Origin of the sequence: Pseudomonas sp. GV105 (genome assembly GCF_003058185.1) — a bacterium.
Taxonomy (GTDB): Bacteria; Pseudomonadota; Gammaproteobacteria; order Pseudomonadales; family Pseudomonadaceae; genus Aquipseudomonas; species Aquipseudomonas veronii.
This window is the reverse complement of sequence record NZ_QBUF01000006.1, coordinates 168,617-180,880: the sequence shown is the minus strand read 5'-3', so window position 1 is coordinate 180,880 and position 12,264 is coordinate 168,617. Positions and strand designations below refer to the sequence as shown.

10 protein-coding genes are annotated in these 12,264 nt (G+C 61.9%); 7 read left to right on the top strand and 3 right to left on the bottom strand.

Annotated elements, in window-relative coordinates; genetic code table 11:
- Nucleotides 1-651: an N-acetyltransferase gene (locus tag C8K66_RS13510; RefSeq protein WP_017848104.1), complete on the bottom strand. Its 651-nt coding sequence runs from the start codon at nucleotides 649-651 to the stop codon at nucleotides 1-3.
- A 168-nt stretch (nucleotides 652-819) separates the two neighbouring features.
- On the opposite strand from C8K66_RS13510, the gene xthA reads away from it, so the two are divergent.
- Nucleotides 820-1,632: an exodeoxyribonuclease III gene (gene xthA, locus C8K66_RS13505; protein WP_046382874.1), complete on the top strand. Its 813-nt coding sequence runs from the start codon at nucleotides 820-822 to the stop codon at nucleotides 1,630-1,632.
- A gap of 134 nt (nucleotides 1,633-1,766) precedes the next feature.
- Nucleotides 1,767-3,098, top strand: a complete 1,332-nt coding sequence (locus C8K66_RS13500) for a substrate-binding domain-containing protein (RefSeq protein WP_057004445.1) — start codon at nucleotides 1,767-1,769, stop codon at nucleotides 3,096-3,098.
- Nucleotides 3,099-3,227: 129 nt separating this feature from the next.
- Here the strand turns inward: C8K66_RS13500 and C8K66_RS13495 are convergent, their stop codons facing one another.
- Nucleotides 3,228-4,457: an acyl-CoA dehydrogenase gene (locus tag C8K66_RS13495; protein WP_017848107.1), complete on the bottom strand. Its 1,230-nt coding sequence runs from the start codon at nucleotides 4,455-4,457 to the stop codon at nucleotides 3,228-3,230.
- A gap of 151 nt (nucleotides 4,458-4,608) precedes the next feature.
- Between C8K66_RS13495 and C8K66_RS13490 the strand changes: the two genes are divergently transcribed.
- The 3 genes from C8K66_RS13490 to C8K66_RS13480 all read left to right on the top strand — a co-directional run bounded on the left by C8K66_RS13490 (nucleotide 4,609) and on the right by C8K66_RS13480 (nucleotide 7,041).
- Nucleotides 4,609-5,544 (top strand): LysR family transcriptional regulator, encoded by a 936-nt coding sequence (locus tag C8K66_RS13490; RefSeq protein WP_017848108.1) that lies wholly within the window; start codon nucleotides 4,609-4,611, stop codon nucleotides 5,542-5,544.
- Nucleotides 5,545-5,729: 185 nt separating this feature from the next.
- Nucleotides 5,730-6,125 carry a MerR family DNA-binding transcriptional regulator gene (locus tag C8K66_RS13485; protein ID WP_017848109.1) on the top strand — a complete coding sequence of 132 codons (396 nt, stop codon included), beginning with the start codon at nucleotides 5,730-5,732 and terminating at the stop codon, nucleotides 6,123-6,125.
- A gap of 16 nt (nucleotides 6,126-6,141) precedes the next feature.
- Nucleotides 6,142-7,041, top strand: coding sequence for a hydroxymethylglutaryl-CoA lyase (locus C8K66_RS13480; protein ID WP_108525069.1), 900 nt, complete (start codon nucleotides 6,142-6,144; stop codon nucleotides 7,039-7,041).
- A 602-nt stretch (nucleotides 7,042-7,643) separates the two neighbouring features.
- On the opposite strand, the gene C8K66_RS13475 is transcribed toward C8K66_RS13480, so the two are convergent.
- On the bottom strand, nucleotides 7,644-9,326 hold the full coding sequence (locus C8K66_RS13475; protein ID WP_108525067.1) for an AMP-binding protein: 1,683 nt from the start codon (nucleotides 9,324-9,326) through the stop codon (nucleotides 7,644-7,646).
- A 150-nt stretch (nucleotides 9,327-9,476) separates the two neighbouring features.
- On the opposite strand from C8K66_RS13475, the gene C8K66_RS13470 reads away from it, so the two are divergent.
- Both C8K66_RS13470 and C8K66_RS13465 read left to right on the top strand, forming a co-directional pair.
- The gene (locus C8K66_RS13470) at nucleotides 9,477-10,640 is read left to right on the top strand and encodes an isovaleryl-CoA dehydrogenase (RefSeq protein ID WP_046382870.1); all 1,164 of its coding nucleotides are present in this window, start codon (nucleotides 9,477-9,479) and stop codon (nucleotides 10,638-10,640) included.
- Between the two features lie 11 nt (nucleotides 10,641-10,651).
- Nucleotides 10,652-12,259: a carboxyl transferase domain-containing protein gene (locus tag C8K66_RS13465; protein ID WP_057004449.1), complete on the top strand. Its 1,608-nt coding sequence runs from the start codon at nucleotides 10,652-10,654 to the stop codon at nucleotides 12,257-12,259.
- The last annotated feature ends 5 nt before the right edge of the window (nucleotides 12,260-12,264 follow it).

Below are 12,264 nucleotides of genomic sequence, written 5' to 3'. Positions count from 1 at the left end.
TCAAGTCGTTACAGCCTGTAACGGCTGTGGATTGGCATGAAAAAACACATGCTCCAGGATCGGTCCTACAGCAACTTCGCCGATTTCCTCATAACCCTGACGCTTGTAGAACTCCAGGTAACGTGAGTTGCCGGTATCGAGCACCACACCGGACGAATGCGGGTCCTCGGCGCACCAGTTGTGTACCGCGCCGAGCAGTTGCTCACCGAAGTGCTTGCCCTGGAATTGCGGGTGAATACCCAGCAACGGCAACACATGCACCGAATCGCTGGGCAGGCACGCCAGCACCGCCTGGTGATAATCCAGGTAACGCCGCGTCCCCCGCACACCGGTGCTCAACCACATGCGCAATTGCCACGCCCAGCTCTCGGTGATGCCCAGGCGCCGCTGGGGTGGCGCGATCAACGCAACGCCGATCAGTCGGTCGTCGACGAACAGGCCGATGGCGGGAAGCTTCTGGAAGAAATGCTGTTTGACCAACTCGCGCACGGTGGCACGGACCCGCTGCTCATACCCCGGCCGCTCAGCTTCGAAGATGTAGGCGAACGTCGGCTCATGGCGATAAGCCTGGTACAGCAGGGAGCGCGCTTCGCTGGAATAGTCGCTATTGAGCAGGCGGATTTCGGCAATCGCAGTTGAAGTGTCAGACATACAGTGAATCTCCCTGGGCGCCATTCAAAAGACGGCGTTCTTATGGGTACGAACTTACGCAGCGCGAGTCGTTCCCAGACATTAGCAGCGCATCCGTCCTACCGCCACGCTGGCCCCCGTCCGACTTGTCGGCTAGCATCGCCCTTTTGCCAGACTGGACAGCCGACCATGAAAATCGTCTCTTTCAATATCAACGGGCTACGGGCTCGCCCGCATCAGTTGGCGGCGCTGATTGAAAAGCATCAACCCGATGTGATCGGCCTACAGGAAACCAAGGTCCACGACGACCAGTTCCCGCTGGCCGAAGTGCAGGCCCTGGGGTATCACGTGTACTACCACGGCCAGAAAGGCCACTACGGCGTGGCCCTGCTCTCGCGCCAGGAAGCGCTGAGCGTACACAAAGGCTTTGCCAGCGATGAAGAAGACGCCCAGCGTCGCTTTATCTGGGGCACCTTCGCCGATGCGCAAGGCAACCCGATCACCATCATGAACGGCTATTTCCCCCAAGGCGAAAGCCGCGACCACCCCACCAAGTTCCCGGCCAAGCAGCGCTTCTACGCAGACCTGCAACAGTTGCTGGAAAGCCAGTTCAGCAACGACCAGGCGCTGGTGGTAATGGGCGATGTGAATATTTCCCCGGAAGACTGCGACATCGGCATTGGCCCCGACAATGCCAAGCGCTGGCTGAAAACCGGCAAGTGCAGCTTCCTGCCGGAAGAGCGCGAGTGGATGGCCCGCCTGAAGAACTGGGGCCTGGTGGACAGCTTCCGCCACCTCAACCCCGACGTGACCGACCGCTTCAGCTGGTTCGACTACCGCAGTCGCGGGTTTGAAGATGAACCCAAGCGTGGCCTGCGTATCGATGTGATCCTGGCGTCCAACGGCTTGCTGCCCAGGGTCAAGGATGCTGGGGTGGACTACGAACTGCGCGGCCTGGAAAAACCCTCGGACCATGCACCGATCTGGCTGGAATTGAGCTGACTTCACGGACGGCGCGCTTAAACAATGTGGGAGCAAGCCCGCTCTCACATTTTTACGGTTGAGTGACAGTCATATTACTGAAACCCAACTGACTTAATCTCGCGGCACTCCCTTTGCCTTGAGACGGTGCCGGCATGATCCTGCGCGTTCTGTTACTGCTGACCCTTTTTCCCCTGAGTGCCGTTAGCGCGCCGCTGCCCATCCCCGATCAGGGCCCCGCCTTGCGCATCCAGGGCTCCAACACGATCGGCGCGGCGCTTGGCCCGGCGCTGGTCAAGGGGTTGATGGAGCAGCAGGGGCTGCAAGGGGTCCACGCTGAACCCGCCGAAGGCGCCAATGAACAGCGCGTGATCGGCAAGACCCGCCAGGGCAAGACGCTGACCATCGAGGTCGACGCCCATGGTTCCAGCACCGGTTTTGCCGCCCTGCACAAAGCCAGCGCCGACCTCGCCGCCGCCTCCCGCCCGATCAAAGACAGCGAACTGGTGGACCTCGAACCCCTGGGCGACCTGAAAAGCCCCGAGGCCGAACAGGTGATCGCCATCGACGGCCTGGCCATCATCCTCAACCCGCGCAACCCGCTGAATACGCTGAACACCGAGCAACTGGCGCAAATCTTCAACGGTGAGATCAGCACCTGGGAAGCACTCGGCGGCATCGGCGGGGCGATTCATTTATATGCGCGGGATGATCGGTCGGGCACCTATGACACCTTCAAGGACCTGGTCCTGAGCCGTCGCGGCAAGCCCCTCGCCGCGTCGGCCAAGCGGTTCGAGGCCAGCGAGCAACTGTCGGACGCGGTGAGCCAGGACCCGCAAGGCATCGGTTTCATCGGCCTGCCCTATGTGCGCCAGGCCAAAGCGGTGGCGATCGTCGACGGTGACTCGCAACCGATGCTGCCGCTGAACAGCCTGATAGCCACCGAGGACTACCCGCTGTCGCGCCGCCTGTTCTTTTACCTACCGCCGACCACGCACAATCCGTGGGCCAAGGCGCTGGTGGACTTCACCCAGAGCAGCAAGGGCCAGGCGATCGTGGCGGCCAACGGGTTTATCGCGCAGCGGGTCCAGGCGATAAGCGTGGAGCCGCGCCCGTCCATGCCCGAGGACTATCAGGCAATTGCCCGCGAGGCCCAGCGCCTGACGGTGAATTTCCGCTTCGAGGAAGGCAGCGCGAGCCTGGACAACAAGGCGCGCCAGGATGTGCAGCGCGTGGTGGCGTATATAAAAGGCCACGGCAAGCTCGACAAGCAGGTGACGCTGGTAGGGTTTGGCGATATCAAGAATGACCCCGAACGCGCGGCGCTGTTGTCCAAGCTGCGGGCGATGGCGGTGCGTCGGGAATTGGTCAAGAGCGGCGTGGTGCTCCGCGATATCCGCGGGTTCGGCGCGCAGATGCCGGTGGCGGCGAATACCGCGGATGAGGGCCGGATCAAGAATCGGCGGGTGGAGGTTTGGGTGTACTGAGGTTTGTGTTTTGTGTTGTTCGCACGGGCCTCGTCGCGGGCAAGCCCCCTCCCACAGTTGACCGAGTTGTGCATGAGAACGCGGTCTAGTGTGGGAGGGGGCTTGCCCGCGACGGCAGGCGACGCGGTGTTACTGCCCGCCGCGCATCAACTCTTTAGGCACATACTTGCCGATCTCGAACTTGCCGATCGCCGCACGGTGGACTTCGTCCGGGCCATCGGCCAGGCGCAGGGTGCGTTGCATGGCGTACATGTAGGCCAACGGGAAGTCGTTGGAGACGCCGGCGCCGCCATGGATCTGGATCGCGCGGTCGATCACCTTCAACGCCACGTTCGGCGCCACCACCTTGATCTGGGCGATTTCGCTTTTCGCCACTTTGTTACCCACGGTGTCCATCATGTAGGCGGCTTTCAGGGTCAGCAGGCGTGCCATGTCGATTTCCATGCGCGAGTCGGCGATCTTGTCGATATTGCCGCCCAGGCGCGCCAACGGTTTGCCGAACGCGGTGCGGCTGATGGCGCGTTTGCACATCAGTTCCAGCGCGCGCTCGGCCATGCCGATGGAGCGCATGCAGTGGTGAATGCGGCCCGGGCCAAGACGCCCCTGAGCAATTTCAAAGCCGCGACCTTCACCCAGCAGGACGTTTTCATACGGCACGCGCACGTTGTCGAACAGCACTTCGGCGTGGCCGTGGGGCGCATCGTCGTAACCGAACACCGGCAGCGGGCGCACGATTTTCACGCCAGGGGCGTCCACCGGCACCAGGATCATCGAGTGCTGCTGGTGGCGCGGCGCATCGGGATTGCTCAGGCCCATGAAGATCAGGATCTTGCAACGCGGGTCGCAGGCGCCGGAGGTCCACCATTTTTTGCCGTTGATCACCCACTCGTCGCCCTGGCGCTCGGCGCGGGCGGCCATGTTGGTCGCGTCCGAGGAGGCCACGTCGGGCTCGGTCATGGCGAAGGCCGAGCGGATCTCGCCGCGCAACAGCGGTTCGAGCCAGCGCTGTTTCTGTTCGGCGTTGGCGTAGCGCACCAGCACTTCCATGTTGCCGGTGTCCGGGGCGGAGCAGTTGAACGGCTCCGGGCCCAGCAGCGAACGGCCCATGATTTCCGCCAGCGGCGCGTATTCAAGGTTGGTCAGGCCAGCGCCCAGTTCGGATTCGGGCAGGAACAGGTTCCACAGGCCTTCGGCTTTCGCCTTGGCTTTGAGCTCCTCCATGATCGCGGTGGGCTGCCAGCGGTCGCCTTCGCTGACCTGGCGTTCGAACACCGGTTCGGCCGGGTAAACGTAAGCGTCCATGAACGCAGTGACGCGTTCACGCAGTTCCTGAACCTTGGGCGAATAGGCGAAATCCATGAGCAGCTCCCTTCTTTGAGAGGTTGTTTAGGTCATGCAATCGATGCTAGAACAGCGTTGATAATTTACCTAGCCTATTCTCGGCGTGTATTAACATTCATCACCGATATATGATCGGGGCATGGCCACCTAACAATAAGAGCGCAACGAAATGAATCTGAGCAAGGTCGACCTCAACCTGTTTATCGTCTTTGACGCGATCTACACCGAAGCCAACCTGACCCGTGCCGGGCAGATTGTCGGCATCACCCAACCGGCGGTGTCCAACGCTCTGGCACGCCTGCGCGAGACCTTCAACGACCCGCTGTTCGTGCGGACCGCCCAAGGCATGGTGCCCACGCCGATGGCGCAGAACATCATCGGCCCGGTGCGCAACGCACTGTCATTGCTGCGCGTGTCGGTGCAGGAAAGCCGGATTTTCAACCCGCAACAGGCGGCCAAGACCTACCGCATCAGCATGACCGACTTGACCGAAGCGGTGATCCTGCCACTGCTGTTCCAGCGCTTGCGTCGCCTGGCGCCGACGGTGGTGATCGAGAGTTTCCTGTCCAAACGCCGCGAGACCACCAAGGAACTGGCCGCCGGGCGCCTGGATTTTGCCGTCGACGCACCGCTCAACACCGACCCGCAGGTGCGCCACGTCAAGCTGATGGAAGACCGCTACGTGTGCGCCATGCGCAAGGGCCACCCGATGGCGGGCAAGGACAAGTTCACCCTGGATGATTACCTGTCGCTGACCCATATCCATATCTCCAGCCGCCGCAACGGCCTGGGCCATGTCGACCTGGCCCTGGGCAAGATGGGCATCCAGCGCAAGATCGCCCTGCGCTCCCAGCACTACCTGATGGCCTCGCAAGTGTTGCAGCAGACCGACATGGTGATGACCGTGCCCGAGCGCTTCGCCCGCCGCCATGAACTGCACTGGTTCAACCTGCCGGTCAACGACGTGCCGCCGGTGGAAACCCACCTGTACTGGCACGAGAGCACCGACCAGGACCCCGCCAACCGCTGGATGCGCGAGCAAATGATCGAGTTGTGCCAGCAGGTCACGGCGCACGAGAAGAAACTCGACAAGCTGCAAGCCTGAACCTGTCGCCGTGTAGGAGCGAGCTTGCTCGCGAAAAACCCGAGGGCGCCTTTGGGTATCAGGGCTACCGCGTTCTCGTTGACGTTTTTCGCGAGCAAGCTCGCTCCTACAGGGATTGATGATCGACCTTGACGTTTACGTCAACCTGACATTAGCTTAGCGCCAAGACTTTCTTGAGCGCCTTCATGAGCACGACCTACAGCATTTCCGACCTCGCCCGCGAGCTCGACATCACCACCCGCGCCATTCGCTTCTATGAGGAACAAGGCCTGCTGGCCCCGGAACGCCGGGGCCAGGAACGCATCTACTCGGCGCGGGACAAGGTCAGCCTCAAGCTGATCCTGCGCGGCAAGCGCATCGGTTTTTCCCTGGCCGAATGCCGTGAACTGATCGAACTCTACGACCCCACCAGCGGCAACCATGTCCAACTCAACAGCATGCTGGTGAAAATCGCCGAGCGTCGCGAACAGTTGGAGCAGCAGTTGCTGGACATCGAACAAATGAAGCTGGAACTGGACACCGCCGAAGAGCGCTGCACCCAGGCCCTGGCCGAAACCATCCAAGGCCAGGCTGGCCATTGATCATAAGGTAGTTGCCATGTCCCTCCCCTCCCACGTGCGCCTGGTCGAAGTCGGCCCGCGCGACGGTTTGCAGAATGAAGCCCAACCCATCAGCGTGGCCGACAAGGTGCAGTTGGTGGATGCCCTCAGCGCCGCGGGCCTGAGCTACATCGAAGTCGGCAGTTTTGTTTCGCCCAAATGGGTGCCGCAGATGGCCGGTTCCGCCGAAGTCTTTGCGCAGATCCAGCGCCAGCCCGGCGTGACCTACGGCGCGCTGGCGCCGAACCTGCGCGGCTTTGAAGATGCGCTGGCCGCCGGGGTCAAGGAGGTCGCGGTGTTTGCTGCGGCGTCCGAGGCGTTTTCGCAGCGCAACATCAACTGCTCGATCAGCGAAAGCCTGGAGCGATTCGTGCCGATCATGGCGGCCGCCAAACAGCAGGGTGTCAGTGTGCGCGGCTATGTGTCCTGCGTGCTGGGTTGCCCTTACGAAGGCGCGGTCGCCCCGGAACAAGTGGCGGCGGTGGCCCGCGAGCTGTTTGCCATGGGCTGCTATGAAGTGTCCCTGGGCGACACCATCGGCACCGGCACCGCGGGAGCCACGCGCCGGCTGTTCGAGGTGGTGGGCGCGCACGTGCCACGGGACAAGTTGGCGGGGCACTTCCATGACACCTATGGGCAGGCCGTCGCCAACGTCTACGCCAGCCTGCTGGAAGGGATCAACGTGTTCGACAGCTCTATCGCCGGCCTAGGCGGTTGCCCATACGCCAAGGGCGCCAGCGGTAACGTCGCCACCGAAGATGTGGTGTACCTGCTCAACGGCCTCGGGATCGAGACCGGCATCGACCTGGAGCGATTGATTCTCGCGGGCCGGCAGATCAGCGACGTGCTCGGCCGGCCCAGCGGCTCGCGCGTTGCCGGGGCGCGTAACGCCAGTTGAGTAACTTAGCCGTGACAATGTGTTACCGCAGGCCGGCCGGACGAGTAACACGGGAACATATTTTCCCGTGTTTACCGTAGGGCATTTCCCACAAAAAACTCAACTCATTGATTTTAAACGATTTTTAAAAGTTGGCACGGCTTCTGCTATCTCTATGGCATAACAAGAATAAAAAGCGCCAAACCTAATAAAAATAAGACGAAACGACTCTGACATAACAAAAACAACACGGCAGAGACGCAGCTAACAGATTTTTTTGGAGAAGATGTGCTTCGCAGGGTACGGCATGCCGAAACCCGCAACCGGATAGAGAAAAATAAAACTACCTCAGGTAGCTACCCACTGGTTGGATCGTGTACGAAGAAGCAGATCAGCGCTCAAAAAAATACGTTTGCTCTTGACCCTGGATGGGGTCGCCAAAAACAGCGGTAAAGGGTAACGGTTGCCAAAAACAACAATAGACCGCCCCTCAATAATAAAAAAAGAGCACGTAACAACAAATTAAAGGGGACCTTCGGGTCCCCTTTGTGCTGTCTGGGATTACGCAATTTAAACTGTGGGAGGGGCTTGCTCCCTACCCCCACAAGTTTTCAGCGAAACGACTAAGACTGCGTTCGCAGCTCTTCGATCGAGATCTCGCGCATGCGGAATTTCTGGATCTTGCCGGTGACCGTCATCGGGAATTCATCCACGAACTTGAAATGCTTGGGCGTCTTGAAGTGCGCGATACGCCCCTTGCACCACGTGTGCAACTCCAGCGCGCTGGCCACATGCCCGGGGTGACACTTGACCCAGGCAACAATCTCTTCGCCATAACGCTCATCCGGAATACCAATGACCTGCACATCGGCCACCGCCGGGTGCGCGAAGAAAAACTCTTCCAGCTCGCGCGGGTACACGTTCTCGCCACCGCGAATGATCATGTCCTTGTTGCGCCCGACGATGCACACGTAGCCGTGTTCATCCATGGTCGCCAGGTCACCGGTATGCATCCAGCCGGCGTCGTCGATTGCGTCGCGGGTGCCGTCGGGGTTGTTCCAGTAACCGAGCATCACGCTGTAGCCACGGGTACACAGCTCACCGATCTCGCCACGCGCGACGGTGTGACCGGCGAGGTCGACGATCTTGCTTTCCAATTGCGGCTGGGTGCGGCCGACCGTGGTGACGCGGCGCTCCAGGTCGTCATCGGGGCCGGTCTGCAGGGACACCGGGCTGGTTTCGGTCATGCCGTAGGCAATCTGCACTTCGCTCATGTGCATTTCGCCGATGACCCGGCGCATCACTTCGATCGGGCAGGTGGCACCGGCCATGATCCCGGTGCGCAGGCTGGACAGGTCGAACTCGCCGCGTTGCGGATGGTCGAGCATGGCGATAAACATGGTCGGCACGCCGTACAGGGCGGTGGCGCGTTCTTCGGCGACGGCGGCCAGGGTCAGCAGCGGGTCGAAGCCGTCGTTCGGGTAAATCATGGTGGTGCCGTGGGTGATGCAGCCCAGGTTGCCCATCACCATGCCGAAACAGTGATACAGCGGCACGGGGATCACCAGGCGGTCCTGCGCGGTCAAGCCCAGGCTTTCGCCGACCATGTAGCCGTTGTTGAGGATATTGAGATGACTAAGGGTGGCGCCCTTGGGGAAGCCGGTGGTGCCGGAGGTGTACTGGATATTGACGGCCTGGTCGAAGTGCAGGCTGGCTTGGCGCGCGATCAATCGCTCAGGCGGGATGCCCGCACCAAGGGCCGCCAGTTGCGACCAGGGCAAAAAGCCCGTGGGCGGGCGCGGCGCAAGGCTGATCACGCCGCGCAGGTCCGCCAGTTTTTCGCAGTTCAAGCGGCCGACGGGTTGCTCCGCCAGCTCGGGCAGCAGTTCCTGCAACATCGCGTGGTAATCGGAGGTCTTGAACGAACCGGCACACACCAGCCATTGGCAGCCGGATTGCTTGAGCACGTATTCCAGCTCAGTGCTGCGATAGGCCGGATTGATATTGACCAGGATCACCCCGAGCTTGGCGCTGGCCAGCTGGCTGATGCACCACTCGGCGCAGTTCGGCGCCCAGATGCCCAGGCGATCGCCGCGCTGCAGGCCCAACGCCAGCAGCGCGCGGGCGTGCAGGTCGACGGTCTCCGCCAGTTGCTGCCAGGTGTAGCGGCGTTGCTGGTGACGCACCACCAAGGCTTCCCCATCGGGAGACTGCGCAACCGTGTGATCGAAGGCCTGACCGATCGTCATGGCCAACAAGGTCTTGTCCTGAGAGCCACGGCTGTAGCTCTGATTCGGTTGATCCATAACGACCCCTGTTGTCTTTTTTGTAGGTTGACGTAAACGTAAACTACGATTGACAGCGCCGCAACGCAAGCTTACGTTAACGTAAAGGTGAGCATCCCCTCCCCGGTGCCGTCACCCCACAACAACAAAGCTCAATAAAGGTGCCTGTCCATGAGTTACCCCTCCCTGAACTTCGCCCTCGGCGAAACCATCGACATGCTGCGCGACCAAGTGCAGTCCTTCGTGGCCAAGGAGATTTCTCCGCGCGCGGCACAAATCGACATCGACAACCTGTTCCCCGCCGACCTGTGGCGCAAGTTCGGTGACATGGGCCTGCTGGGCATTACCGTGGCCGAAGAATACGGCGGTGCCGGCCTGGGCTACCTGGCCCATGTGGTGGCCATGGAAGAGATCAGCCGTGGTTCGGCGTCGGTGGCGTTGTCCTACGGCGCCCACTCCAACCTCTGCGTGAACCAGATCAACCGCAACGGCAGCCATGAACAGAAACTCAAGTACCTGCCGAAGCTGATCAGCGGCGAACACGTCGGCGCCCTGGCCATGAGCGAGCCGAATGCCGGCTCCGACGTGGTCTCGATGAAACTGCGCGCCGACAAGCGCGGCGACCACTACGTGCTCAACGGCAGCAAGACTTGGATCACCAACGGCCCCGACGCCAGCACCTACGTGATCTACGCCAAGACCGACCTGGAGAAAGGCGCCCACGGCATCACGGCGTTCATCGTCGAGCGCGACTGGAAAGGCTTCAGCCGCAGTAACAAGTTCGACAAGCTCGGCATGCGCGGCTCCAACACCTGCGAGCTGTTCTTCGATGACGTGGAAGTGCCGGAGGACAACATCCTCGGCGTGCTCAACGGCGGCGTCAAAGTGCTGATGAGCGGCCTGGACTACGAACGCGTCGTACTGTCCGGCGGCCCGACCGGGATCATGCAAGCCTGCATGGACCTGATCGTGCCGTACATCCACGACCGTAAGCAGTTCGGCCAGAGCATCGGCGAATTCCAGCTGATCCAGGGCAAGGTCGCCGACATGTACACCCAACTCAACGCCAGCCGCGCCTACCTGTACGCGGTGGCCCAGGCCTGCGAGCGCGGCGAAACCACGCGCAAGGACGCGGCCGGGGTGATCCTCTACAGCGCCGAACGCGCCACGCAAATGGCCCTCGACGCGATCCAGATCCTGGGCGGCAATGGCTACATCAATGAATTCCCCGCTGGACGCCTGCTGCGCGACGCCAAGCTGTACGAAATCGGCGCCGGCACCAGTGAGATCCGGCGCATGTTGATCGGTCGCGAACTCTTCAACGAAACCCGCTGAAGGAGCGCGCCATGGCCACCTTGCACACCCTGCTCAACCCGCGCTCGGCGGAGTTCGCCGCCAACAGCGCGGCGATGCGCCAACAGGTCGACGCCCTGCACACCCTGCTCGCCCAGGTGCAGCAAGGCGGCGGCGCCAAGGCCCAGGAGCGCCACACCTCGCGCGGCAAACTGCTGCCACGCGAGCGGATCAACCGCTTGCTCGACCCGGGCTCGCCGTTCCTGGAACTCAGCCAACTGGCCGCTCATCAGGTGTATGGCGAAGACGTGCCGGCCGCCGGGGTGATTGTCGGGATCGGCCGCGTGGAAGGCGTCGAATGCATGATCGTCGCCAACGACGCCACGGTGAAAGGCGGCTCCTACTACCCGCTGACGGTCAAGAAACACCTGCGCGCGCAGACCATCGCCGAACAGAACCGCCTGCCATGCATCTACCTGGTGGATTCCGGCGGCGCCAACCTGCCGCGCCAGGATGAGGTCTTCCCCGACCGCGAGCACTTCGGGCGGATCTTCTTCAACCAGGCCAACATGAGCGCCCAGGGCATCCCGCAGATTGCGGTGGTGATGGGCTCGTGTACCGCTGGCGGCGCCTATGTGCCGGCGATGGCGGACGAAGCAATCATGGTGCGCCAGCAAGCCACCATCTTCCTCGCCGGCCCGCCGCTGGTGAAGGCCGCCACCGGTGAAGTGGTCAGCGCCGAAGACCTCGGCGGTGCCGACGTACACTGCAAGATCTCCGGCGTGGCCGACCACTATGCCGACAGCGATGAACACGCCCTGGCCCTGGCCCGGCGCAGCGTGGCCAACCTCAACTGGCGCAAACAAGGCCAGTTGCTGCAACGCACGCCAGTGGCGCCGCTGTACAGCGGCGAAGAGTTGTACGGCGTGATCCCGGCCGATGCCAAGCAGCCGTTCGATGTGCGCGAAGTGATTGCGCGACTGGTGGACGGCTCGGTGTTCGATGAGTTCAAGGCGCTGTTCGGCACCACCCTGGTCTGCGGCTTTGCACACTTGCACGGCTACCCGATAGCGATCCTGGCCAACAACGGCATTCTGTTCGCCGAAGCCGCGCAAAAAGGCGCGCACTTCATCGAGCTTGCGTGTCAGCGCGGGATTCCGTTGCTGTTCCTGCAAAACATCACCGGTTTTATGGTCGGCCAGAAGTACGAGGCCGGCGGTATCGCCAAGCACGGCGCCAAGCTGGTCACGGCGGTGGCCTGCGCCAAGGTGCCGAAATTCACCGTGATCATCGGCGGCAGTTTTGGCGCGGGTAACTACGGCATGTGCGGCCGCGCCTACGACCCGCGTTTTTTGTGGATGTGGCCCAACGCGCGCATCGGCGTGATGGGCGCCGAACAGGCGGCCGGCGTGTTGGTGCAGGTCAAGCGCGAGCAGGCCGAACGCGCCGGCAACGGCTTCAGCGCGCAAGAGGAAGCGGCGATCAAACAGCCGATCCTCGACCAGTACGAAACCCAGGGCCACCCGTATTACTCCAGCGCACGCCTGTGGGATGACGGCGTCATCGACCCGTTGCAGACCCGCGACGTGCTGGCCCTGGCCCTGTCTGCCGCACTGAACGCCCCCATCGAGCCGAGCCGCTTCGGCGTGTTCCGCATGTAAATGGA

Bases quoted from the DNA above. Each gene is read 5' to 3' on its own strand.
- C8K66_RS13510 (WP_017848104.1), bottom strand. From the start codon at position 651: ATGTCTGACACTTCAACTGCGATTGCCGAAATCCGCCTGCTCAATAGC.
- xthA (WP_046382874.1), top strand. From the start codon at position 820: ATGAAAATCGTCTCTTTCAATATCAACGGGCTACGGGCTCGCCCGCAT.
- C8K66_RS13500 (WP_057004445.1), top strand. From the start codon at position 1,767: ATGATCCTGCGCGTTCTGTTACTGCTGACCCTTTTTCCCCTGAGTGCC.
- C8K66_RS13495 (WP_017848107.1), bottom strand. From the start codon at position 4,457: ATGGATTTCGCCTATTCGCCCAAGGTTCAGGAACTGCGTGAACGCGTC.
- C8K66_RS13490 (WP_017848108.1), top strand. From the start codon at position 4,609: ATGAATCTGAGCAAGGTCGACCTCAACCTGTTTATCGTCTTTGACGCG.
- C8K66_RS13485 (WP_017848109.1), top strand. From the start codon at position 5,730: ATGAGCACGACCTACAGCATTTCCGACCTCGCCCGCGAGCTCGACATC.
- C8K66_RS13480 (WP_108525069.1), top strand. From the start codon at position 6,142: ATGTCCCTCCCCTCCCACGTGCGCCTGGTCGAAGTCGGCCCGCGCGAC.
- C8K66_RS13475 (WP_108525067.1), bottom strand. From the start codon at position 9,326: ATGGATCAACCGAATCAGAGCTACAGCCGTGGCTCTCAGGACAAGACC.
- C8K66_RS13470 (WP_046382870.1), top strand. From the start codon at position 9,477: ATGAGTTACCCCTCCCTGAACTTCGCCCTCGGCGAAACCATCGACATG.
- C8K66_RS13465 (WP_057004449.1), top strand. From the start codon at position 10,652: ATGGCCACCTTGCACACCCTGCTCAACCCGCGCTCGGCGGAGTTCGCC.